This window comes from Aeromonas sp. QDB63 (assembly GCF_027707425.1).
Taxonomy (GTDB): Bacteria; Pseudomonadota; Gammaproteobacteria; order Enterobacterales; family Aeromonadaceae; genus Aeromonas; species Aeromonas caviae.
The window spans coordinates 26,632-47,608 of sequence record NZ_JAPCIS010000031.1 but is presented as its reverse complement, the minus strand read 5'-3'; the positions used below and the strand labels follow the sequence as shown (position 1 = coordinate 47,608).

The 20,977-nt window shown below is 60.1% G+C and carries 27 protein-coding genes, 1 tRNA gene and 1 pseudogene; 18 read left to right on the top strand and 11 right to left on the bottom strand.

Annotated features, from left to right (window positions below):
* Nucleotides 1-7: 7 nt before the first annotated feature.
* The 7 genes and pseudogenes from PG879_RS16660 to PG879_RS16630 form a co-directional block, all read right to left on the bottom strand.
* Complete coding sequence (locus PG879_RS16660; RefSeq protein ID WP_270830447.1) at nucleotides 8-484, bottom strand: hypothetical protein; 477 nt, start codon at nucleotides 482-484, stop codon at nucleotides 8-10.
* Nucleotides 462-767, bottom strand: coding sequence for a hypothetical protein (locus tag PG879_RS16655; protein WP_270830455.1), 306 nt, complete (start codon nucleotides 765-767; stop codon nucleotides 462-464). Before PG879_RS16655 ends, PG879_RS16660 begins: the two co-directional genes overlap by 23 nt.
* Nucleotides 768-1,034: 267 nt before the next feature.
* Nucleotides 1,035-1,196: pseudogene (locus PG879_RS16650) on the bottom strand (helix-turn-helix domain-containing protein); the annotation flags it as partial.
* Nucleotides 1,197-1,219: 23 nt separating this feature from the next.
* Nucleotides 1,220-1,465: a hypothetical protein gene (locus PG879_RS16645; protein ID WP_270830446.1), complete on the bottom strand. Its 246-nt coding sequence runs from the start codon at nucleotides 1,463-1,465 to the stop codon at nucleotides 1,220-1,222.
* Nucleotides 1,466-1,662: 197 nt separating this feature from the next.
* Entirely contained in the window at nucleotides 1,663-1,881 is a 219-nt protein-coding gene (locus tag PG879_RS16640; RefSeq protein WP_045525499.1) for a hypothetical protein, read from the bottom strand.
* Between the two features lie 3 nt (nucleotides 1,882-1,884).
* Nucleotides 1,885-2,274 (bottom strand): hypothetical protein, encoded by a 390-nt coding sequence (locus tag PG879_RS16635; protein WP_270830445.1) that lies wholly within the window; start codon nucleotides 2,272-2,274, stop codon nucleotides 1,885-1,887.
* A gap of 41 nt (nucleotides 2,275-2,315) precedes the next feature.
* The gene (locus PG879_RS16630; protein ID WP_201891206.1) at nucleotides 2,316-2,534 is read right to left on the bottom strand and encodes a hypothetical protein; all 219 of its coding nucleotides are present in this window, start codon (nucleotides 2,532-2,534) and stop codon (nucleotides 2,316-2,318) included.
* Between the two features lie 65 nt (nucleotides 2,535-2,599).
* Between PG879_RS16630 and PG879_RS16625 the strand changes: the two genes are divergently transcribed.
* The 17 genes from PG879_RS16625 (at nucleotide 2,600) to PG879_RS16545 (ending at nucleotide 15,546) form a co-directional block, all read left to right on the top strand.
* The gene (locus PG879_RS16625; RefSeq protein ID WP_168756620.1) at nucleotides 2,600-3,280 is read left to right on the top strand and encodes a helix-turn-helix domain-containing protein; all 681 of its coding nucleotides are present in this window, start codon (nucleotides 2,600-2,602) and stop codon (nucleotides 3,278-3,280) included.
* 203 nt (nucleotides 3,281-3,483) lie between these two features.
* Nucleotides 3,484-3,663: a hypothetical protein gene (locus tag PG879_RS16620; RefSeq protein ID WP_201891205.1), complete on the top strand. Its 180-nt coding sequence runs from the start codon at nucleotides 3,484-3,486 to the stop codon at nucleotides 3,661-3,663.
* Between the two features lie 295 nt (nucleotides 3,664-3,958).
* Complete coding sequence (locus PG879_RS16615) at nucleotides 3,959-4,204, top strand: hypothetical protein (protein WP_106887162.1); 246 nt, start codon at nucleotides 3,959-3,961, stop codon at nucleotides 4,202-4,204.
* A gap of 286 nt (nucleotides 4,205-4,490) precedes the next feature.
* The gene (locus PG879_RS16610) at nucleotides 4,491-4,775 is read left to right on the top strand and encodes a helix-turn-helix domain-containing protein (RefSeq protein ID WP_270830444.1); all 285 of its coding nucleotides are present in this window, start codon (nucleotides 4,491-4,493) and stop codon (nucleotides 4,773-4,775) included.
* Nucleotides 4,772-5,269 carry a hypothetical protein gene (locus tag PG879_RS16605; RefSeq protein ID WP_270830443.1) on the top strand — a complete coding sequence of 166 codons (498 nt, stop codon included), beginning with the start codon at nucleotides 4,772-4,774 and terminating at the stop codon, nucleotides 5,267-5,269. The genes PG879_RS16610 and PG879_RS16605 overlap by 4 nt, the downstream gene beginning before the upstream one ends.
* A 287-nt stretch (nucleotides 5,270-5,556) precedes the next feature.
* Complete coding sequence (locus tag PG879_RS16600; RefSeq protein WP_270830442.1) at nucleotides 5,557-5,748, top strand: hypothetical protein; 192 nt, start codon at nucleotides 5,557-5,559, stop codon at nucleotides 5,746-5,748.
* A gap of 2 nt (nucleotides 5,749-5,750) precedes the next feature.
* A complete protein-coding gene (locus PG879_RS16595; RefSeq protein WP_270830441.1) occupies nucleotides 5,751-6,116 on the top strand; it encodes a hypothetical protein in 366 nt (121 codons plus the stop codon).
* Nucleotides 6,113-6,958 carry a PD-(D/E)XK nuclease-like domain-containing protein gene (locus tag PG879_RS16590; protein WP_270830440.1) on the top strand — a complete coding sequence of 282 codons (846 nt, stop codon included), beginning with the start codon at nucleotides 6,113-6,115 and terminating at the stop codon, nucleotides 6,956-6,958. Before PG879_RS16595 ends, PG879_RS16590 begins: the two co-directional genes overlap by 4 nt.
* Nucleotides 6,955-7,989 carry a recombinase RecT gene (locus PG879_RS16585; RefSeq protein ID WP_270830439.1) on the top strand — a complete coding sequence of 345 codons (1,035 nt, stop codon included), beginning with the start codon at nucleotides 6,955-6,957 and terminating at the stop codon, nucleotides 7,987-7,989. Before PG879_RS16590 ends, PG879_RS16585 begins: the two co-directional genes overlap by 4 nt.
* A gap of 48 nt (nucleotides 7,990-8,037) precedes the next feature.
* Nucleotides 8,038-9,126, top strand: coding sequence for a hypothetical protein (locus PG879_RS16580; RefSeq protein WP_270830438.1), 1,089 nt, complete (start codon nucleotides 8,038-8,040; stop codon nucleotides 9,124-9,126).
* A 30-nt stretch (nucleotides 9,127-9,156) separates the two neighbouring features.
* A complete protein-coding gene (locus tag PG879_RS16575) occupies nucleotides 9,157-9,735 on the top strand; it encodes a phage N-6-adenine-methyltransferase (RefSeq protein WP_216987036.1) in 579 nt (192 codons plus the stop codon).
* 99 nt (nucleotides 9,736-9,834) lie between these two features.
* Nucleotides 9,835-10,239 (top strand): hypothetical protein, encoded by a 405-nt coding sequence (locus tag PG879_RS16570; RefSeq protein WP_270830437.1) that lies wholly within the window; start codon nucleotides 9,835-9,837, stop codon nucleotides 10,237-10,239.
* A gap of 169 nt (nucleotides 10,240-10,408) precedes the next feature.
* Nucleotides 10,409-11,662, top strand: coding sequence for a site-specific integrase (locus PG879_RS16565; RefSeq protein WP_270830436.1), 1,254 nt, complete (start codon nucleotides 10,409-10,411; stop codon nucleotides 11,660-11,662).
* A gap of 64 nt (nucleotides 11,663-11,726) precedes the next feature.
* Complete coding sequence (locus PG879_RS16560) at nucleotides 11,727-13,070, top strand: dihydroorotase (RefSeq protein WP_039038976.1); 1,344 nt, start codon at nucleotides 11,727-11,729, stop codon at nucleotides 13,068-13,070.
* Between the two features lie 339 nt (nucleotides 13,071-13,409).
* Nucleotides 13,410-13,486, top strand: a tRNA-Pro gene (locus tag PG879_RS16555).
* Nucleotides 13,487-13,606: 120 nt separating this feature from the next.
* On the top strand, nucleotides 13,607-14,083 hold the full coding sequence (locus PG879_RS16550) for a CC0125/CC1285 family lipoprotein (protein WP_041212844.1): 477 nt from the start codon (nucleotides 13,607-13,609) through the stop codon (nucleotides 14,081-14,083).
* 203 nt (nucleotides 14,084-14,286) lie between these two features.
* Nucleotides 14,287-15,546: a dicarboxylate/amino acid:cation symporter gene (locus PG879_RS16545; RefSeq protein WP_045525467.1), complete on the top strand. Its 1,260-nt coding sequence runs from the start codon at nucleotides 14,287-14,289 to the stop codon at nucleotides 15,544-15,546.
* Between the two features lie 73 nt (nucleotides 15,547-15,619).
* On the opposite strand, the gene PG879_RS16540 is transcribed toward PG879_RS16545, so the two are convergent.
* A complete protein-coding gene (locus PG879_RS16540) occupies nucleotides 15,620-16,066 on the bottom strand; it encodes a methyltransferase family protein (protein WP_270830435.1) in 447 nt (148 codons plus the stop codon).
* Between the two features lie 179 nt (nucleotides 16,067-16,245).
* Between PG879_RS16540 and alr the strand changes: the two genes are divergently transcribed.
* Nucleotides 16,246-17,472 (top strand): alanine racemase, encoded by a 1,227-nt coding sequence (gene alr / locus PG879_RS16535; protein WP_039038980.1) that lies wholly within the window; start codon nucleotides 16,246-16,248, stop codon nucleotides 17,470-17,472.
* Between the two features lie 54 nt (nucleotides 17,473-17,526).
* On the opposite strand, the gene PG879_RS16530 is transcribed toward alr, so the two are convergent.
* The 3 genes from PG879_RS16530 to PG879_RS16520 all read right to left on the bottom strand — a co-directional run bounded on the left by PG879_RS16530 (nucleotide 17,527) and on the right by PG879_RS16520 (nucleotide 20,898).
* The gene (locus PG879_RS16530; RefSeq protein WP_219604663.1) at nucleotides 17,527-18,471 is read right to left on the bottom strand and encodes a TerC family protein; all 945 of its coding nucleotides are present in this window, start codon (nucleotides 18,469-18,471) and stop codon (nucleotides 17,527-17,529) included.
* Nucleotides 18,472-18,921: 450 nt separating this feature from the next.
* On the bottom strand, nucleotides 18,922-19,917 hold the full coding sequence (oppF, locus tag PG879_RS16525) for a murein tripeptide/oligopeptide ABC transporter ATP binding protein OppF (RefSeq protein ID WP_010674333.1): 996 nt from the start codon (nucleotides 19,915-19,917) through the stop codon (nucleotides 18,922-18,924).
* Entirely contained in the window at nucleotides 19,918-20,898 is a 981-nt protein-coding gene (locus PG879_RS16520; RefSeq protein WP_039038983.1) for an ABC transporter ATP-binding protein, read from the bottom strand. It lies immediately after the preceding gene.
* Between the last annotated feature and the right edge of the window lie 79 nt (nucleotides 20,899-20,977).

Genomic DNA, 20,977 nt, shown 5'->3' with positions numbered 1-20,977 from the left:
GCTCCGACTAAGTAACCACAACACCATTTTGATGCTTCTCAGCCAGCACCTGCTGCAGCTCCTTGGCCACAGCTTCGGCCGACACTGATTGATCCCGCATAAACACCCGCACCTCAGCCGCCATTTCACACGCCCTCATCGACACCTGATAGCCAGCCACAGAGGCTCGGGAAGCAGCACTGCGCTGCAAAATTGCAGCCCGCACCTCCGCCGGCCGCGGTGCGAACTGCCGATCGGCATCCTCCCCAAGCTGCAGCACTGCCTCGCGAATCTGCTGCGCATTGAAGCCCCTGAGCATGCTCCCCCAGGCCAGCGCCACGCCGCGGGCATTACCGTCCAGCTGGTTAGCACTGGCTGGCCAAAGCCCGACCATCAACGGCAGCAGCTCCTCGGCCAGGAACACCGACATCCGGGCGCTGACCTGCGCCACATCCCCTGGTGCGCTCAGGGCCGTCGTCTCGTTAGAGCGGAGTGCTGTCGTCATAGACCCCCCTCCCCGACTCTCTGAGTGCCTGAGCGGCCTGCTGGGCCGCCTGTAGGTTCTCCAGTGGCTTGCGCTGCGCAGTGGTCCGGAACGAGCTGGCAGCCCGGCGTATCCAGTTACGCCAGGTCTTCTCCCAGTCCAGCTTGACGGCCTTGGCGCCGGGCAGCGCCTGCCAGTAATCCGCGAACGTTGCCGCCTCCAGCAGGATCCGCTCTCTGGGGAGGCCAGTCTCCTGGATAGCCCACCTCCCCCACTCGCCAGGGAGCACCCAGTCATTCGGCAAACGGGTACCTCGTCGTGGCGACCCACTGTCTGGGCGTTTGTCCCCCTGGGGGGATACAGGGGGGATCTTTGGTTCAATGACTGGATCTAAAGAGTGACTGATTCTATGTGCATCTCCTGCACTAGGGGTTTGTGCATCTCCTGCACATACCATGTGAATCTCCTGCACATTTGGATGTGCAGCTCCTGCACTATCAAGTGTCAGGATATACACGTTGGATCGCTTACCTGCAGGCCCAATGCGAGAGCTCTTTTGTAACAACCCTGTCTCACAAAGCGCATCAATATGGGTAATGACTGAGCGCCTGGATATCTCACACTGATCGGCAATATGTTGATGAGAGGGCCAGCATTCGCCAGTATCGCTGGCGTTGTCCGCCAGCTTGATCAGCACCAACTTCCGAAGTGGATTGCCCACCTTGATGCTCATGGCCTTGGCCATCAGTAGCATGCTCATGCCGCCACCTTCCCTTTCTTCTTATCTTCCCTCGCCTGCTGGCGTTGTTTCTTCTGGACCAGCTTGGCCATGCGCTTGGCGACCCGCAGACACTCCGAGAACACGGCTCCCTTCCGGAAACCTGAACTCTTCTCGTAGTGGCTGACAGCTTCCTTACAGGCCAGGTGAGCAGCTTCGGCAGAGAAACCGTCAGCGAGCAGAAGTTTGCGAACATGGTGCTCGATGAACTCCTTAGGATGCATGAAGCACCTCCTGCTCGGTGTAGGCACAGGCCGGGCACTCAAAGGCGTGGTCATCGGTACTGGATCGGAGTTCACTGCCGCATCGCGGGCAGTGGTCGAGATCATGAGGCAATGGGTGGCCCCCATGGGCCATGGTTGAATTGGTCATTGGCTGGGTCCTGGTTTGTAAAGCCCGGTGGTGAGGCGGGCCAAGGAAATTAGGCGCTAGGCTGGTTCTCGGCGCGTTCAAGGGTGCGAGCCTCAAGCTCGCGGGCCAGGCGCAGGGCCTGCCGGTCGGTACCGGCGGCATGGGCAGTCGAAATCAGCGGCTCATCGAGGGCCAGGGCCAGCTCATGCATGACCGACTTCAGGATGATGTTGTCCCGATCGCTGACATGCTGGGAAGCCGGGCGCGGCGGGCGGAGTTGCGTGGTCATGGGTTACCTCCCGAGGATGAAGTTGATGAGTTTTTGCAGGGGGCGAAGGGGGCGCTCCTCGTTGTAGGTGGCCTCGTCTTCCGGGCTGAACTGGAGCAGGCCGCGCTCGGGAAGGCCGGAGCCGTCCAGGATCTCCTCGACGGTCACGGGCGGATATCCCTGTTCAAGCAGGCTCCGATTGGCCCGTTTCACGGCCCTCGCCAGGATTTGTGGCTCATGTTGAGATATGGCCTTGAGCAGGATCAGCAACGAGGTGCGGGCAAATGCGGTTTCGGTCATGCGCAGTTCTGCGCCGACTTCCTGCCACACCTGGCGCTGGCCCGGGGTGCCACGCACCTTCAGCGGTGACAGCGTGTCGAGTTTTTCATGATCGGGGAGCGATATTCTTCCCATGGAGTTGGTCCTCTGTGTTGGGTAGAAAAGCGGGCCGGTGGTTAGGCGGCCTGCTGGGTTGCGATTTGTTCTGGTCGGTAATCCTCCCATCCCATATCGAGTGAATGCCCGCTATGGATAACAAAGCTGACAGCGTGGTTTGCAGGCACTATGCCCTTGTTGTGCTTCCTCCACTTAGAGAAGTTGCACCGGTCAATGCCGATAGCCTCACTGGCCTTGGCTGCATTGCCGAAATACTGTTCGACATCTTCAATGCGCATGGGTTGGTCCTCATCATATGGTCTTTGAAGCGCCATTTTGTTGCCAAAAGGAAATTTAAGTCAAGATGATCAGTGCCCCTTTGACAATCACCACCGCGGTAGACTTGGTGCAAGAAAGCAACATTGGTGAAGTGATGAAGAATTTTGCTGAGCGCCTTGAGGCTCGAATGAAAGAGATGGGGGTGTCACCTGCCGATCTCAGTAGAAAGAGCGGGGTGAGCAAGGCCGTTATAAGTCGCATGCTCAATGAGCCCGGGCGTGAGATAAGGGCTAGTAGCCTGATGTCCATCGGCAAGGCGCTCCGGATAGACCCGGTGTGGCTGTTCTTGGGACGCTCAGCAGACAGCTTGATCAGTGACATTGAAGCCGGTCCAGGTCTTGTACCTGTATGGACTATGGCTGCCCTTCAAAGAGACCATATCAGCGACGCATGGCCGCACACCAACACAGGAAAATCACTTGCTACAGAACGTGAAGGCCACCTGTTTGCTCTCGAAGCTGATGATGATCAACTGAAAGATGCAGGCATAATCACTGGTGTCACCTGCCTTGTTGACCTCGGAGACACAACCCCAGATCACGGTGACATCATGCTGGTTAAGATCATTTCCAGTGACCAGTTCCGCCTTCTACGAGCCATCAAGGGCTTAGACTGCTGGAGGTATGGAGTTGATGACCCTAGGGTCGGGAGCCTCACAGCTAAAGAGTTGATCACACTCGGCAAGGTCGTAGAAATCCGCAGATAACCACCTCCCTCCGCCATTCAATGAAGCCCGCCATGAGCGGGCTTTTTGTTGCCTTCTATAAATTTTTCAGTTTCCTTTTGGAATCAATGTTGACACGCAGTTGTCTTTTGGCAACAATGAATTTGTTCCAGATTGGCAACTACTTGTGAGATGCGATTTCAGGAAGCAACCAAGACAAAAATCACTACCCAGAGGACCAACTCATGAAAATCAATGACCCTGTGCAGTACACCAACCCCCGTACCCGCGTCTCCGTGCCGGCCGTGATCACCGACATCACCGACCTCGGCAAACGCCGCGGGGGTGGCCTGTTCTACACCGTCAAGACCGAGGCGGGTAAGGAACACCGGGCCCGGGCAGCCAGCTTGCAAGCGGCTGCGTAACGAGTCGCTCCCGCCAAGAGTGGGAGCACTCAACCGCATGAGCATTGGCTCAGTGTTCAACCGGTTGAGAAGCATCATCGACAACCAGCAACAGGACCCAGCCCCTGACCAGGGCAGAAGTGAGGCGCCTCACCAGCGCGTAAGAACGACAAAGCCCGCACGAGGCGGGCTTTGAAGGACTGGGGTACCACCCCAATCGGATGTTGCTAGGGGACCAACCCTAGCAACAGGACCCAGCATGACGAATCACGTGGGAATTAGCGAGGACCAACTCGCCAACAGGAGTGAATGTACCATGACCAAGCGCATTTTTTCCAGGGCCGCGAAACGTGCAGACCAGATTGTAACTGCCATCGCTGACCGCCTTAACGGCAACGCTGCCCGCCGCCGAGCCATCAAACAGCGCCTGCACCTGGCCATGATGGCCACCGAGCAACACCACATCGTCGCCGCTCGTGCTGCCCAGAAGCGCACCGCCGGCATCACCAAGCACAGCGCCCTCCTCCACTGGCGGGCCGAGTTCCACCGCAACGCCATCTGACCCGGGTCTGGCGCTTCCCTCATAGCGCCGTAGCCAAAGCCTCTTTCTCAAGCACCGCAAGGATGCTTTGGCTTCGCTCACGCCAAATTCGGCTGGGCTCGCTCTTTAACAACCAGGACAGGGCCGTCACCGCACGCAATCTGCTGGCCCGGCAGATCCCCGCTAACCCGTTCAAACCGGAATGCGGGGCTGGAAGGTGACACGGTGCCGGCTTGCGAGCCGGTATCCGAAGGTGGCTCTGGTGTAGCCGTGGCCGCCTTCGGATAACCACCACAGGACCCAGACCATGAAAAAGCGTACCGACCAAAGCAACATGACCATCCCTCCGCTCAATGATGCTTGCCGCAAGCGCCTGCGTCAGTTGCGTGAACGCCTCGGCTTCAGCCGGCCGGAGTTCGCCGACAAGTTGGGCATCCCGGCAACCACGCTCAAGAACTACGAGCTGAACTACCGGGAAATCAGCGGCGGCACCCTGCTGTTGATAGCACAGCACCCCGAGCTTTCGGCCCACTTCGCCTGGCTGACGACCGGCCAAGGAAAAGAGCCAGCAAAGACGGAGATATCAGAATGAAGATCCTTGGCCTTAGTAACCCTAACTGTATCGAGAGCATCGCTGTCCAGCGCAGAGTCGTGTCCATCCACATGCAGAACGATGGGGTTGGCGATCGTCGATTCGTCCCTGAAGTTGCACAAGCACTTCGCGAGATTGCACAAGCCCTGGACGATGGGCTCATTGGTAATGAAGCCGTGGACTTTCTAAAGAGTTCCGGAGGGACTGAAATCACCATGCATGGATTTAGCCTCTTCATGGGTGCTAGCGCAGTTGAACCGCAGGTCCAATCCGAAGAAAACCCACCGCTCTTGGTATTTCAGGTGAGGAGCCGTGACGGGAGAGTCATCAACATCTACAGCGATGGCTTTATCGATGGCGATGGGACTGCCGAATTTGGCTTCGTCAGGAACTACTTCACCCCTCGGTTCGATGCGATCAGGGGGCTACTCGTTCGGATGAAGGATCGAGAGATCTCCGATGACGAGCTTAAGCGAATTTTCGCTGGCTTTTGAGGGCATCTCACAAGGCACCGCCTTAAGCGCCAACGCTATCGGTTCAAACTCAGCCGAAAGAAAGTAAGTCAGCTGACCATTGTCTTCGTTAAAAGCGGAGAAAACGGTATGCCCTAGGATGCCCTGATCAATTAACACACTGTCCCACTCAGTAATTTGCTTGTGTTCAGCACCGCTAGTGCTGTCCGTAACCACCTTAAACCACGCCATAACTCCCCCAGCAAATGAAGTGCCAAATGATTCCAAGTTAACGTTTCTTGCTGGCGATTACCACCAGGACCCAGACCATGAAGCCACTGACCGAAGCCCAGATGATGGGATTTCGCGGCTCAATGCCGCCCCGCACCCAGCATCGCTACAGCGTGACCGTCGAACCCGGCGCAGCAGAGCGCCAGCTTGCCCACCAACGCACTGCAACCCGCCGCGCCATCGAGGAGTATCACGAGGCGCGAGCCCTGCAACTGGAAATGGAGATGTAGCCATGACCAACGAAACCGCCCTGCTTGCCCTGCTGGAGAGCCAGGAGGCCGAGGCCAACGCCAAGGCCGAGTGGGTCGCCGAGTGGATCGCGGCCAACCGTCCCCTGCTACTGGCCGGGGAACTCGATACCGACCTGTCCACCCTGCTGGCCGAGGTGAACCACGACCAGGGCCTGCAGCTCAACCAGGCGATGTTCCTGCTGATGACCGAGGGCGATCCTGCCCCGCTGATGCAGTTCACCAAGCAGTTGATGGACGCTGCCCTGGCCGCCCTGGCCCAGGCCGCCTGGCGCAGTCACCTCGCCGCCCTGCACGACGCCATGAGCGAGGAGCAATGGGAGCAGTACCAGCACAGGAGCGCAGCATGAATGCCATCGCCGACACCTCCGCCGCGCACCCGCTTGGCCGGGTGTTCGGCCTCTCCAACGAGGAGTACCACGCTGGCCCCGGGGTCAGCAAAAGCCAGCTCGACCAGATAGCCGAGAGTCCGGCCACCTATATCTGGGCCAAGAATGCCCCGGTAGATGAGGAGAAGCTCAAGGCCTTCGACATGGGCAGCGCCATCCACTGCCTGCTGCTGGAGCCCGACGAGTTCAAAGACCGCTTCATCATCGCCCCACCGTTCAACCGCCGCACCAACGCCGGCAAAGCAGAAGAGGCAGAGTTCCTGGCCAGCTGCGCCGAGCTGGGCAAGACGGTGATGGATGCCGAGGAGGGACGCAAGCTCTACCTGATGCGCGACAGCGTGATGGCCCACCCGGACGCCCGCTGGCTGCTGGAACAAGAGGGGCACAGCGAGGCCTCCTTCTACTGGATTGACCCCCAGACCCAGGAGCTGTGCCGGATCCGCCCCGACCGCCACCTGAGCGATCACCCCATCATGATCGACGTGAAGTCGGTGGACGATATGGGGCGCTTCGAGCGCCATGTCGAGGACTTCCGCTACCACGTGCAGGATGCCATGTACTCCGAAGGCTTCCACCGGGTGATGGGCGAGGAGCCGGAATTCGTCTTTCTGGCTGTCAGCACCAGCGTGAACTGTGGCCGCTACCCGGTGCGGGTGCGCCCCCTGACGGATGACTGGAAAGATGCGGGCAAGGACCTGTTCCGCCGCGACCTCCATCGCTTCCACGACTGCCGGGTCAACAACGACTGGCACGACTTCAAACCCCTCCAGCGCCCAGCCTGGGCGACAAGGAAAGCAGCATGAATGACGTATCAAACGTAGAGACTTTGGTGCCATTAGAGGGCAGCTCTGGCCACTTCTTCGCAATGATTGCACCCCAGCTTCGCAGCCAGGGCATTGAGGCCCTTCTGCCGTCAGGCGTGAGCTTTGAGGCTTTTGTGCGGGCCGCCGCCACTGCCATGGCACAGAACCCAGAGTTGGCAAACGCCGACCAAAAGTCAGTCATCCAGTCCCTTATCCGGTGTGCGACACACGGGCTTGTGCCGGACAACCGAGAGGCGGCACTGGTCACCTTCAAGGAGAAGCAAGGCACCGACTTCGTCCTCAAAGCGCAGTACATCCCCATGGTTGACGGCGTGCTAAAGCGCGCCCGCATGAGCGGTCAGATTGCCGTCATTGCCGCCAAAGCCGTGTTTGATGGCGACGCCTTCGATTACTGGATGGACGAACAAGGTGAACACATCAACTACCGCCCCACCTTCAAAGGCCGGGGCAAGTTCTCACTGGCTTTCGCTTTTGCCAAGCTGCACTCAGGCGAATTGATTGTCGAGGTCATGCCAAAAGAGGATATCGAGCGCGTCAAAAGTGCCAGTAAGACCGGTAATAGCGAATACGGGGCTTGGGCCAAGTGGTACGACAGGATGGCGGTAAAAAGCGTCCTACATCGCCTCGCCCGACGTCTCCCGTCCGCATCAGAACTGGTTACCTTGCTGGAGTCTGGCGATGAGTTCGACTTCTCGCGGCAGCCAGAGAAACCCATCCCAAAACAAGGCGGTAGCCGCGCCTTGGATGCCATCCGCGGCCAGAGCACCGAATCGGTCACCCTGGAACATGAGCAGATGGCCGAACCCGCCCAAGCGGACCACGCCAACGCCTACGCCGACCACTGCGCCGCCATTGAGGGGGCCAGCGATACCGTCGAGTGGCAACAGGCCTACACAGGCGCCTGGGCATGGGCCAACGAAACCGGCGACCAGAACATCATCGCCGGCATCAAGCAGATCGCCGGCGAGCGCAAGAAGCAGCTCAGTACCGGGCACAGCGCCCAGCAATAACCAACAAGGCCCGCTCACTGCGGGCCTTTTCAATCCGAAGGACCCGCCATGACCGAACAAGCCAAAACAGAGACAACCCAGGCCCAACTGGTTGTCATCGAACCCACCTCCGCCGTCGCCCTGTTCACCGAGGGCCAGGGCGTGGCTGAACTGCTGGCAGACATTCGCCAGAAGGCAACCAGCCTGGTGCCCGACATCACCACCGCCAAGGGCCGCAAGGAGGTCGCCAGCATCGCCCATGCCGTCGCCCGCACCAAGACCTACCTGGACGGGCTCGGCAAAGAGCAAACGGACAAGTTCAAGGAGATCCCCAAGCGCATCGACGCCAATCGCAAGCAGATCCGCGACACCCTGGACGCCCTGAAAGACGAGGTGCGCGCCCCGCTCACCCAGTACGAAGCGGCAGAGGAAGCCCGAGTGGCAGCACTGCAATCCCGACTGGCCCGCCTCAATGAACTGGGATCCTCTGCCAGCATCGAGATCGCCGCCGCCGACCTGCAGGTCATGCTGCAGGAGGTCGAGCAGAACGCCCTGGACGACTCCTGGCAAGAGCTGCTGCCCCAGGCGACCGTCGCCAAGGAGCTCGCAACCAAGCGCCTCGGCGAGGCCCTGGCAGCCCGCCATAAGTACGAAGCAGAGCAGGCCGAGCTGGAGCAACTGCGCCAGAAGCAGGCCGAACAGGATCGCATCGACCGCGAGCGCCTGATAGCCGAGCAGGCGGCGGAGCAAGCCCACCGGGAGGAAGAGAATCGCCAGCGCCTGGAGCGTGAAGCCGCCCAGCACCGCGAGCAGGAGGCCCAACGCCAAGCCCAGGTGGCACAACAGGCTGCAGAGAAGGCCCGGCGTGATTCCGAAGCCTCTGAGATGGCCCGCCAGCAGGCCGAAGCCAACGCTGCTCGCCAGGCGGAAGAGGCCGCCGCTCGCGCTGCTGAGCAAGAGCGTCAGCGCATCGCCGACGAGCAGCGCCAGAAAGCCGCAGAGGATGCTGCACGCGCCGCCGATATGGAGCACCGCCGCACCATCAACAACGCCATCCTGATGGACCTGATGGGCCTGGGAATTGAGGAAGAAAAAGCCATCAACCTTATCAAGCACATCGCTGGCAACAAGATCGACCACCTGACAATCAACTACTGATGACACGGTTCCAAAAGGAGAGGTTCCAATATGGCAGACTACCGTGGCTCCACTACCCCCACCGGCACCCGGGACATGACCCAGACACCGCTCTGGCTGTTCCGGGCGCTGGATCTGGAATTCAACTTCGCCCTTGATGCCGCCGCACTGCCGGAAACGGCGCTCTGCGAGAAGTACCTGACACCGGATATCGACGCCCTGAGCGTGGACTGGGGCGACTTTATCAGCCCGTCAGTGCGCTCACCTTGGGCATGGCTCAACCCGCCCTACTCCGATATCGGGCCGTGGGTGGAAAAAGCCATCGAGCAGCAGGGGCGCGGCATCGGCACCGTCATGCTGGTCCCCCAGGACACCAGCACAGAATGGTATCCCGGTATGCGTGCCAGCGAGGTGCGGCACATCACTGGTTACCACGATGAGAACGGCAAGTGGCGCAACGGCCGGGTGAGCTTCATCAACAAGGCAACCGGCGAAGAGATGAAGGGAAACCCCAAGGGCTCCATGCTCCTCATCTTCGCCCCCAACTGGCGCGGCGAATGCCGGATCCGCGATGTCAGCAAGCTGACGCTGCTGCTGTCTGGTGTGGAGCCGATCAGCACTGCCGCCTGATCCCATCTCTCTCACACCCTGGATTCCGGGGATAACGAAATCACGGCCCTTCCTTCAATCAAATTGGCGCCCCATCCTCTGAAACAGGAGGGCCACGCCATGCAACAACTTCAACTGACCATCGACCAGGACAGCCAGCTTCTCAATGAGCTGGTCAGCACCGTGCGCTCCCCCACCCTTTCCCGATCGGCCAAGCTCGCCGAGATCGGCCGCATCCTGGCGCACTTCGACCTGCCCATCGAAGCTCCCCGGGTTGCCGGCCAGCTCTGGAGCGCCACCGACCTGGGCAAGGAGCTGGGGGTCAGTGCCCAGGCCATTGGCCGGCTGGCCAACCAGCACCAACTCAAACGCCCGGCGTTCGGGGAGTACCGCCTTGACCAGGCGGTCAGCAGCAGGAAGCAGGTTGAATGCTTCCTCTACAACCGAGCAGGCCGGGATGAAATAACCAGACTAATGAGGACCAACAGATGCAGCAATTCGTCTACCCATGTGCCAGGTGGGTGAGGCCGAAATTATTCGCCGAACTGACAGGCATGACAGAAAAAGCCGCCGAGGGACGGCGCTTAAAAGGAGAGTGGCCGGAAGGGCGGGTATGGTGCCGAGCCCCGGATAACCAGATTCGTTACAACGTTGCGGAGTATGACAAGTGGGTCGAGTCAAACATGATGATCTAGTGGCTGGAGTCACTGGATTGGAGGTTCATGGCAAAAAGCTGCGCATTACCTTCACCTATAAACGGGCGCGCTGCCGGGAGGTCCTCGACCTCCCCATCACCAAAGCGAACGTGAAGTTTGCCACCAACAAGCTGGCGACCATCAAGCATGAGATTGCGATCGGCACCTTCAGCTACGCACATCATTTCCCCGACAGCCCAGCACTGACTCGATTTGGAGGAAGCCGGCGAAACGTCACCATCTGGGAGGCCTATCAGGATTTCTGGCGGCTTCACAAACCCATGCTGAAGCCTACCTCTCGTCATGGCTATCCGTTCGCCATCGAGGCGTGCATCAATGTCCTGGGTAAGGACCGACAGGTATCAACACTGATGCCCAAGGACATTGAGCTGATCCGCAATGAGCTGCACATCTCACTCAAACCCAACTCCATCGTCACCTACCTTGGGCGATTCAGGCAGTTGCTTCGCTGGTGTGAGAAGAACAACCTTCTTGCGGATGCAGCAAAACTCACGGGAGGAGTGAGGCCCGTCACCACCAGAAAAACCTCACCGGCAGACCCTTTCGAATTTGATGAATACACCCGGCTGCTGGAAGCATGCTCCCACGAGCAGCAACGAAACATGATCACCCTTGCCATCTATACTGGCCTTAGAACAGGCGAGTTGAGGGCTCTTGCTTGGGAGGACATCGACCTCGAAAAAGGGGTCATGGTCATCAGCAGGAACATCAGTAACGAATCGGACTATTTCAAACTGCCCAAGACCAACGAGCCCCGGGAGGTTGATCTGCAACCGCCCGTGATCGCAGCTCTCAAGTCACAGATGGCATTGTCGTTCATGCGTGCTGTGGTGTCGGTAGATGTGGACATGAACGGTCGTATCGAGAGCCAGAGCATCAGGCCGGTATTCACGCCTAAGGTGACGGGCCCCCATGTTCCACACGCCAAAGAGTTCTTCACCGCCGCCGGGGTGTCTCATGCCTGGAGCAACATCATGAGGAGAGCCGGAGTAAGATACCGGCGCTTCTATCAACTTAGGCATACGTTTGCTAGTTGGAACCTGACGTCGCATGGAAATCTCGCGTATATTGCAGCGCAAATGGGTCACGCTGACCTTGAAATGTTACAATCCGTCTACGGAAAGTGGATCGCCTCGGCGAGCAAATCTGAGGCGGTCAGGATCTGGGAGCAGATGCAATCAAAAGGCCTTTTTGCCCCAATGACGCCCCAAGAAAAAAAGATCCAACAGTAAGCGATTGATTTATTAGATAAATAGTCAACCCCCACAATTCCCGGCAAAGGAACTGGAACCCCCCATGAACAAATTGCTTATCAAGAATGCCACCCTGGTCAACGAAGGCCGCATCTATGCCTCCGACGTCCTGATCGAGGGTGAGCGGATCGCCCGCGTCGCCCCGGACATCAGTGCCCCCGATGCCGTGGTGATCGATGCAACGGGCCGTCATCTCATCCCCGGGATGATCGATGATCAGGTCCACTTCCGGGAGCCCGGCCTGACCCACAAGGGAACCATCGCCAGTGAATCCCGGGCCGCCGTGGCCGGTGGCACCACCAGCTTCATGGAAATGCCCAACGTCAATCCCCAGACCACCACCATCGACGCCCTCGAAGCCAAATACCAGATCGCCGCCAACTCCGCCGCCGCCAACTACAGCTTCTACCTGGGTGCCACCAACGACAACCTGGAAGAGATCAAGAAACTCGATCCCAAGCAGTCCTGCGGCATCAAGATCTTCATGGGGGCCTCCACCGGCAACATGCTGGTGGACAACCAGGAGACCCTGGCAGCCATCTTCCGCGAAAGCCCGGTGATGATCGTCACCCACTGCGAGGACACCCCGTCCATCAAGGTGCTGGAAGACGAAGCTCGCGCCAAGTGGGGCGAAGACGTGCCCATGCGCGAGCACGGCCGCATCCGCAGCGCGGACGCCTGCTACAAATCCTCCAGCATGGCGGTCTCCCTGGCCAAGCAGTACGGCGCCAAGCTGCACGTGCTGCACCTGACCACGGCGAAAGAGCTCTCGCTCTTTACCGCCACCCCGGATCTGAAGGATCTCAAGGACAAGAACATCACCGCCGAAGTGTGCGTCCACCACCTCTTCTTCAACGAGGCGGACTACGACACCCTGGGCAGCCAGATCAAGTGCAACCCGGCGGTGAAGAGCGCTGCCGACCAGCACGCCCTGCTGGATGCGGTACGCAACGATGTGCTCGACATCATCGCCACCGACCACGCCCCCCACACCTGGGAAGAGAAGCAGAACAGCTACTTCAAGGCGCCGTCCGGCGTGCCCCTGGTGCAGCACTCCCTGCAGGCGCTGCTGGAGCTCTACCACAACGGGGTCTTCAGCCTGGAAACCATCGTCAAGAAGACCTCCCACGCGGTGGCCGAACGCTTCCAGGTGCAGGATCGCGGCTACATCCGGGAAGGCTACTTCGCCGACCTGGTGCTGCTGGATCTCGGCAAGCCCTACGTGGTCACCGACAGCAACCTGCTCTATCTGTGCGGCTGGTCCCCGTTCAACGGCTACCGCTTCCAGAGCACCATCGAGATGACCCTGGTGAACGGCCAGATTGCCTGGCAGAACGGCCAAGTCACCGACAAGGTATTGGGCAAGCGTCTCACCTTCAACCGCTGATCTGGATGATGACCGCTTCCAGCGCGCCTTGCTTGAGATGACCCTGGTCAACGGGCAAATAGCCTGGCAGAACGGCCAAGTCACCGACAAGGTATTGGGCAAGCGACTCACCTTCAACCGCTGATCTCGGCTTGAGAGCATCACGCCAAACGGCCGCCCATCAGGGCGGCCGTTTTTCATGCTAGACGGCGGTGATGTGCCGACAAAATGCACCACTGGTCGCACTTTGATCCGAAGTTGCTCGCAAAGCAGGCAAACGATCTCGAACCTGGATTTCCCCTGTTGACAGGGTCGGGGCATCTCCATAAACTCCCTCCCCGTCAGCCGAGCTGACTCCGTCGGTGTGTAGCGCAGCCAGGTAGCGCATCTGCATGGGGTGTAGAGGGTCGGAGGTTCGAATCCTCTCACACCGACCAAATTCCCCGAGAAAGGCCTTGTCAGACGACAAGGCCTTTTCTTTTATGGTCTTCCACCGCGATTGTCTCTCCGATCCCTTTGTGCTGTAGTAAAACCCCCTTTGCCAAGCGGCCCGCATCATGTTGCCTTCCCTTCGTACTTTCTGCACCCTTGCCCTCAGCGCCCTGCTGGTCGGCCAGCTCGCGGGCTGCGCCACCGCCTATGACAGTGAAAAATCGTTCTGGAATGGCCAGACCGGTTTTTCACAGACCCAGCTTGGCCCGGCCCGCTGGCAACTGGAGTTTGTGGGAAACGATCTGGTGGACAGGGAAACGGCGCGCAAATACGTGCTCAAGCGGGCCGGTGAGGTGGCACTGGCAAAGGGATACCCCTGGATTCGGGTCGAGACGCTGACCCTGTCGCGGGATGCCGTCAGGGTCACCCCGACCCGCCCCCAATTCGGGTTCGACGAGTACGAGCCAGACACCTTCATGGACGACATGCAGGTGGAACATCGCACCTCGGCCCTGCTCGTCTTCACCCTGGAGGCCAGCCCCCGGGACGCGCAGAGCATGGAAGCCGTTTATCTCGCAAAAATTAAAATAAACAGCGATTAATACAAATAAATCACAAGATGCATATCAAATGCAGCTAATAACAGCACAAAACTCCGAAACAAGTCACTGGATTTCCCCTTCGCGATTAGGCATTCTCCAGCACACCGGCTGTCTGGATTCCACCGCCCGGATCACAAAAAAGGACTGAGGCGGCCCCTCGCCGCCTGCACAGGCATTGCACCTATCGAAACCGGAACTCCCCCATGAAAATGAACAAGTTGACCGTTGCCATCCTCATTGCGATGTTGCTTGGCATCGTGACCGGGCAGGGTTATCGCCTGCTCGCGCCCGCACAGGCCGCAGGCTTTGCCGATGACATCACCCTGCTGACCGACATCTTCCTGCGCCTCATCAAGATGATCATCGCCCCCCTGGTGTTCACCACGCTCGTGGTCGGCATCGCCAAGATGGGTGACACCCGCACCGTGGGCCGCATCGGCGTCAAGACCCTGGGCTGGTTCATGCTCGCCTCCCTGATGTCCCTGACCCTGGGGCTGGTGATGGTGCACCTGATGCAGCCGGGGGTGGGGCTCTCCCTCTCCCTGCCCGATGACGGCACCAGCTCAGGCGTGGTTGCCACCGCCATCTCCCTCAAGGATTTCGTGACCCACGCCATCCCGAAAAGCGTGGTCGAGGCGATGGCCACCAACGAGATCCTGCAGATCGTGGTCTTCTCCCTCTTCTTCGGGCTGGCCGCCGCCGCCCTGGGGGACGACGCCAAGCCCGTGGTCAAGCTGATGGCCAGCGGCGCCGAGATCATGCTCAAGGTGACCGGCTACGTGATGAACTTCGCCCCGTTCGCGGTGTTTGGCGCCATCGCCGCCATGGTCGCCAAGGAGGGGCTCGGCATCCTCGCTACCTATGGCACCTTCATGGCCCAGTTCTATCTGGCGCTGGGCTGCCTATGGCTGCTGCTCATCGCCATGGGCAGCCTCTTCATCCGCCGCCGCATCCTGACCCTGCTGGCCCTCATCCGCGAGCCCATCCTGCTGGCCTTCTCCACCGCCAGCTCCGAGGCTGCCTACCCCAAGACCCTGGACAGGCTGGAGAAATTTGGCTGTGACAAGCGCATCGCCAGCTTCGTGCTCCCCATGGGCTACTCCTTCAACCTGGACGGCTCCATGATGTACTGCACCTTCGCGGTGATGTTCATCGCCCAGGCCTATGGCATCGAGCTCTCCACGGCCCAGCAGATCACCATGCTGCTGCTGCTGATGGTTACTTCCAAGGGAATGGCCGGGGTGCCCCGCGCCTCCCTGGTGGTGATTGCCGCCACCCTCAACCAGTTCCACATCCCGGAAGCGGGCATCCTGCTGCTGCTCGGTATCGACCACTTCCTCGACATGGGGCGCTCCGCCACCAACGTGCTGGGCAACGCCATCGCCGCGAGCGTGGTAGCCAAGAGCGAAGACAGCCTGGGGGAGACCGCCCCCCTCGGCGAGGTGGACACCGCCAAGGCGTGATCCCCCCTGACCCCCATGACAACGGCCCGCCTCTGCGGGCCGTTGTCATATGCCTGATGGGGCACGCCGCGCCTCAGCACCAGCGCCTGACCTGTCGGCAATAGTCGTCATAGGCATCGCCGAATTGTCGCCGCAGCGCCTGCTCCTCCGCCAGGATCTGGAAGCGGGTAAGCCAGCCCCAGAGCAGCAGCGGCCCGAGCCACACTGCCATGCCTCCCAGATAGCACGCCAGCGCCAGGGTCCAGCAGAGCAGCCCCAGATACATGGGATTGCGGCTGATGCGATAGACGCCCCGGGTCACCAGCACCCGGCTGCTCTCCAGCCGCTGGGGGTGCACGGCGGTGCGCTGCTGCCAGAAATGCAGAAGCGCACCGCCTCCCAGCAGGGCTCCCGCCAGCCACAGCGTGGCGACCAGCACCAGCCACAGTGGCGCCGCCCTCCCCTCGCCCCGTCCCAGCCACATGGCGAGCACGATGACGACGAACAGCAGCAGCGGTGGAATCCGCAACGTCAGCTTCATATTTTCTTCCTGCAACACGTGCCACGATTGACGCCGTTGAGATACACTCCCAGAGTCGGCATCTGGATAAAAAGTGAAATATATCATTAGCATAGCAACATGCTATCACCAGCCCTGCCGCAGCTCGCCTCAGCGATGAGCCCAGCCTCAACTCAAGACAATAAGAAAGGACTTGCCCCATGCACAAGAAAACACTGCTCGCGACCCTGATCTTTGGCCTGCTGGCCGGCCAGGCGGTCGCCGCCCCCTATCTGCCGCTCGCCGACGACCACCGCAACGGTCAGGAACAGACCGCCGCCAACGCCTGGCTGGAAGTGGATCTCGGTGCCTTCGAGCACAACATCCAGACCCTGAAGAATCGCCTCGGTGACAAGGGCCCGCAGATCTGCGCCATCATGAAGGCGGACGCCTACGGTCACGGCATCGACCTGCTGGTCCCTTCCGTGGTCAAGGCAGGCATCCCCTGCATCGGCATCGCCAGCAACGAAGAAGCACGTGTTGCCCGCGAGAAGGGCTTCGAAGGTCGCCTGATGCGGGTGCGTGCCGCCACCCCGGATGAAGTGGAGCAGGCCCTGCCCTACAAGCTGGAAGAGCTCATCGGCAGCCTGGAGAGCGCCAAGGGGATCGCCGACATCGCCCAGCGCCATCACACCAACATCCCGGTGCACATCGGCCTGAACTCCGCCGGCATGAGCCGCAACGGCATCGATCTGCGCCAGGACGATGCCAAGGCCGATGCCCTGGCCATGCTCAAGCTCAAAGGGATCACCCCGGTCGGCATCATGACCCACTTCCCGGTGGAGGAGAAAGAGGACGTCAAGCTGGGGCTGGCCCAGTTCAAGCTGGACTACCAGTGGCTCATCGACGCCGGCAAGCTGGATCGCAGCAAGCTCACCATCCACGCCGCCAACTCCTTCGCCACCCTGGAAGTGCCGGAAGCCTACTTTGACATGGTGCGCCCGGGCGGCATCATCTATGGCGACACCATTCCCTCATACACCGAGTACAAGAAGGTGATGGCGTTCAAGACCCAGGTCGCCTCCGTCAACCACTACCCGGCGGGCAACACCGTCGGCTATGACCGCACCTTCACCCTCAAGCGCGACTCCCTGCTGGCCAACCTGCCGATGGGCTACTCCGACGGCTACCGCCGCGCCATGAGCAACAAGGCCTATGTGCTGATCCATGGCCAGAAGGCCCCCGTCGTGGGCAAGACTTCCATGAACACCACCATGGTGGACGTCACCGACATCAAGGGGATCAAACCCGGTGACGAGGTGGTCCTGTTCGGACGCCAGGGTGATGCTGAAGTGAAACAATCCGATCTGGAGGAGTACAACGGTGCCCTCTTGGCGGACATGTACACCGTCTGGGGCTACACCAACCCCAAGAAGATCAAGCGCTAAGCAAATTGCTGGCATGAAAAAGGGCTCCCGAGGGAGCCCTTTTTACTGCACCGTTCACGCCGCCTTTTTGCGGGTCATCAGCAGACTCAGCCCCATGGAGGCCAGCAGGATCAGCGCCACCACGCCAAGGGCGATGCCGGTCGGTATCTTGAAGATATCGAGCAGCAACATCTTGACCCCGATGAACATCAGGATCAGCGCCAGGCCGTATTTGAGCAGGGCGAAGCGATCGGCCACCCCGGCCAGCAGGAAGTACATGGCGCGCAGCCCCATGATGGCGAAGATGTTGGAGGTGAGCACGATGAAGGGATCCGTGGTCACCGCGAAGATGGCCGGGATACTGTCCACCGCGAAGATGAGGTCGCTCACCTCCACCAGCACCAGGATGAGCAGCAGCGGGGTCGCGTAGCGCACACCGTCACGCCAGACGAAGAACTTCTCCCCCTCCAGCGTCTCGGTCACCTTGAAGCGACGACGCATCCAGGCGAGCAGGGCATTGTTCTCGAGATCCGGCTCCTTGTCGGCCGCCCACAGCATCTTGGCACCGGTCAGCAGCAGGAAGGCCCCGAACAGGTAGAGGATCCAGTGGAACTGCTCGATGAGCCAGCTGCCCGCGAACACCATGCCGGCGCGCATCACGATGGCCCCCAGCACCCCGTAGAGCAGGACCCGGCGCTGCAGCTCCGCCGGGATGGCGAAGTAGCCGAACAGCATCAGCCAGACGAAGACGTTGTCCACCGCCAGTGCCTTTTCGATGAGGTAGCCGGTGAGAAACTCCAGCCCCTTCTGGTTCGCGATCTCGCGCCCGGCACTGTGATCCAGCCAGAGCCAGATGGCCAGGTTGAACAGGAGCGCCACGCTGACCCAGATGAGAGACCAGATGCCCGCCTCTTTCAGCGACACCTTGTGCGCCTTGCCGCCACCGACAAAGCGGATATCAATCCACAACAGGACCAGCACTATGCTGAAGAAACCGGTCCACATCCACCATTCACCCATTTTCACTTCTCCCAAAACGACAAAACCCACGGCCGGGAGGCAGTGGGTTCGCGTTTGGAGCAGATACACCTTGCCTCTCGGCAAGGTCTCACTTACAGCCGACTTGCGTCAACTGCCCGGCTGCCGGATGCACTGCAGGATATGGGTGCACCGTAATGACGACAAACCGGCGAGAAGTTACTCCCCTTGTGCGGCGGATAGTAACAGTCCGGGAAGATGGCGCCAAGAGGCATCTTATCCCCCATGCAATAAAAAGGGCGCCAGCACGCGCCCTTCTCGATACGGTTCTCCTTAGAACCTGTTTACGAGCTGTCGCGAGAGGTCGTCAACAAGGTAAAGAGCAGCGCAGGAACCGGAATGTATATGAATACATGAGCACTCTTTGTTACAAACAAGCGAGCAGCGCATGAGCCTTGATCACGGCCTCGCAGCAAGATCGTTAACAGGTTCTCAGAGCGGGTCCACCTTGAGGCAGGAGACCGCGTGGTCGAAGTTGCCCTCGAGCTGGGGCCGGGTCTTGGCGCACTCCGGACCTGCCACCGGGCAGCGGGTACGGAACACGCAACCGGAGGGCGGATTCATGGGGGATGGCAAGTCCCCTTCCAGGATCTGGATGACCTTGCTGCGTTCCAGATCCGGATCCGGGATGGGGACCGCCGACATCAGCGCCTTGGTATAGGGGTGCAGGGGATTGGCGAAGATCTCCTTGCCGGTCCCCAGCTCCACCGCGTTGCCCAGGTACATCACCAGCACCCGATCGGAGATGTGTTTGACCACTGAGAGGTCGTGGGCGATGAAGATGAGGGAGAGCCCCATCTCCTTTTGCAGGGATTTGAGCAGGTTCACCACCTGAGCCTGGATGGAGACATCCAGCGCCGAGACCGGCTCGTCACAGATGATCATCTTGGGCTCGAGGATGAGCGCCCGGGCGATGCCGATGCGCTGGCACTGGCCGCCGGAGAACTCATGGGGGTAACGGTTCACCAGGTTCGGCAACAGACCCACCTTGGTCATCATGGCGCGCACCTTCTCCTTCACCTCTTCCCTTGGCAGGGTCGGGTAGAAGGTGATGAGGGGCTCGGCGATGATGTCGCCTATGGTCATGCGGGGGTTCAGGGAGGCCAGCGGGTCCTGGAAGATCATCTGGATCTCCTTGCGCTTCTCCCGCAGGGCGTTCTGCTCGAGCTTGGTCAAGTCCTGCCCAAGCCACACCACCTTGCCGTCGGTGGCCGGTACCAGGCCGATGAGGGCACGGGCGAAGGTGGATTTGCCGCAACCGGACTCCCCCACTACGCCCAGGGTCTCCCCTTCGTAGAGGCGCAGGGTCACCCCGTCCACCGCCTTCAGGGCGGAGGGCTTGGCCCAGGGCCAGGCCTTGTCACTCTTGATATGGAAGTGAACCTTGAGGTCGGACACTTCCAGCAGCAGTTTCTTGTCAGTACCCATTTAGTTCACTCCCTTGATCATGGCATCCGATACCCAGTGGCACGCCCGCTCCCGGCCGTCGTTGAACGGTGTCAGGATCGGCGATTGCTGGCCACAAATCTCGCTCACCCGGTGGCAACGCTCCTGGAAGGGACAGCCGGTGGGCAAACGCAGCAGGTTGGGCGGATTGCCCGGAATGGTGGGCAGCTCTTCCCCTTCGGTGTCGAGGCGGGGAATGGCGCGCAGCAAGCCTTCGGTATAGGGGTGGCTCGGGCGATAGAAGATATCGTTGACCCGGCCGTACTCCATGGTCCGGCCTGCGTACATCACCAGCACCTTGTCGCAGATGCCGGCCACGACGCCAAGATCGTGGGTGATCATGATGATGGCGGTGTTGAACTCGCGCTTGAGCTCGTTCATCAGGGTCATGATCTGGGCTTGTACCGTCACGTCCAGCGCCGTGGTCGGCTCGTCGGCGATGAGCAGCTGCGGCCGGCACAGGAGCGCCATGGCGATCATCACCCGCTGGCGCATGCCGCCTGAGAACTCGTGGGGGTACATGTTCATCCGCTTGCGCGACTCAGGGATCTTCACCGCGTCCAGCATGCGCACCGACTCCTCGAAGGCGGCAGCCTTGGTCATCCCCTTGTGCAGCATCAGCACTTCCATCAGCTGATCCTTGACCTTCATGTAGGGGTTGAGCGACGTCATGGGGTCCTGGAAGATCATGGCGATCTTCTCGGAGCGGATCTTGTTGAGCTTGTGCTCCGGCAGATTCAGGATCTCGTCCCCCTGAAATTTGGCCGAGCCGGTGATGACACCGTTCTTGGCCAGCAGCCCCATGATGGCAAAGGCAGTCTGGGACTTGCCTGAGCCTGACTCCCCGACGATCCCCAAAGTTTCGCCAGCAGAAAGAGAAAAGTTGAGGTCGTTGACGGCCACCACATTGCCGTCCGGGGTCTTGAACTCGACCCGCAGATCTTTCACATCCAGTAATTTCATCTCAGTACTCCTTATCGCGCTGTCGTGATGGGGGCCTGCCCGTGGTGAACGCGGTGCGTTCCCTGAACGGGTCTGATGG

Bases quoted from the DNA above. Each gene is read 5' to 3' on its own strand.
- PG879_RS16560 (WP_039038976.1), top strand. From the start codon at position 11,727: ATGAACAAATTGCTTATCAAGAATGCCACCCTGGTCAACGAAGGCCGC.
- PG879_RS16620 (WP_201891205.1), top strand. From the start codon at position 3,484: ATGAAAATCAATGACCCTGTGCAGTACACCAACCCCCGTACCCGCGTC.
- PG879_RS16575 (WP_216987036.1), top strand. From the start codon at position 9,157: ATGGCAGACTACCGTGGCTCCACTACCCCCACCGGCACCCGGGACATG.
- PG879_RS16605 (WP_270830443.1), top strand. From the start codon at position 4,772: ATGAAGATCCTTGGCCTTAGTAACCCTAACTGTATCGAGAGCATCGCT.
- PG879_RS16625 (WP_168756620.1), top strand. From the start codon at position 2,600: ATGATCAGTGCCCCTTTGACAATCACCACCGCGGTAGACTTGGTGCAA.
- PG879_RS16530 (WP_219604663.1), bottom strand. From the start codon at position 18,471: ATGGGTGAATGGTGGATGTGGACCGGTTTCTTCAGCATAGTGCTGGTC.
- PG879_RS16635 (WP_270830445.1), bottom strand. From the start codon at position 2,274: ATGGGAAGAATATCGCTCCCCGATCATGAAAAACTCGACACGCTGTCA.
- PG879_RS16590 (WP_270830440.1), top strand. From the start codon at position 6,113: ATGAATGCCATCGCCGACACCTCCGCCGCGCACCCGCTTGGCCGGGTG.
- PG879_RS16660 (WP_270830447.1), bottom strand. From the start codon at position 484: ATGACGACAGCACTCCGCTCTAACGAGACGACGGCCCTGAGCGCACCA.
- PG879_RS16600 (WP_270830442.1), top strand. From the start codon at position 5,557: ATGAAGCCACTGACCGAAGCCCAGATGATGGGATTTCGCGGCTCAATG.
- PG879_RS16595 (WP_270830441.1), top strand. From the start codon at position 5,751: ATGACCAACGAAACCGCCCTGCTTGCCCTGCTGGAGAGCCAGGAGGCC.
- PG879_RS16645 (WP_270830446.1), bottom strand. From the start codon at position 1,465: ATGCATCCTAAGGAGTTCATCGAGCACCATGTTCGCAAACTTCTGCTC.
- PG879_RS16615 (WP_106887162.1), top strand. From the start codon at position 3,959: ATGACCAAGCGCATTTTTTCCAGGGCCGCGAAACGTGCAGACCAGATT.
- PG879_RS16585 (WP_270830439.1), top strand. From the start codon at position 6,955: ATGAATGACGTATCAAACGTAGAGACTTTGGTGCCATTAGAGGGCAGC.
- PG879_RS16545 (WP_045525467.1), top strand. From the start codon at position 14,287: ATGAAAATGAACAAGTTGACCGTTGCCATCCTCATTGCGATGTTGCTT.
- PG879_RS16550 (WP_041212844.1), top strand. From the start codon at position 13,607: ATGTTGCCTTCCCTTCGTACTTTCTGCACCCTTGCCCTCAGCGCCCTG.
- alr (WP_039038980.1), top strand. From the start codon at position 16,246: ATGCACAAGAAAACACTGCTCGCGACCCTGATCTTTGGCCTGCTGGCC.
- PG879_RS16580 (WP_270830438.1), top strand. From the start codon at position 8,038: ATGACCGAACAAGCCAAAACAGAGACAACCCAGGCCCAACTGGTTGTC.
- PG879_RS16570 (WP_270830437.1), top strand. From the start codon at position 9,835: ATGCAACAACTTCAACTGACCATCGACCAGGACAGCCAGCTTCTCAAT.
- PG879_RS16540 (WP_270830435.1), bottom strand. From the start codon at position 16,066: ATGAAGCTGACGTTGCGGATTCCACCGCTGCTGCTGTTCGTCGTCATC.
- PG879_RS16610 (WP_270830444.1), top strand. From the start codon at position 4,491: ATGAAAAAGCGTACCGACCAAAGCAACATGACCATCCCTCCGCTCAAT.
- oppF (WP_010674333.1), bottom strand. From the start codon at position 19,917: ATGGGTACTGACAAGAAACTGCTGCTGGAAGTGTCCGACCTCAAGGTT.
- PG879_RS16630 (WP_201891206.1), bottom strand. From the start codon at position 2,534: ATGCGCATTGAAGATGTCGAACAGTATTTCGGCAATGCAGCCAAGGCC.
- PG879_RS16640 (WP_045525499.1), bottom strand. From the start codon at position 1,881: ATGACCACGCAACTCCGCCCGCCGCGCCCGGCTTCCCAGCATGTCAGC.
- PG879_RS16520 (WP_039038983.1), bottom strand. From the start codon at position 20,898: ATGAAATTACTGGATGTGAAAGATCTGCGGGTCGAGTTCAAGACCCCG.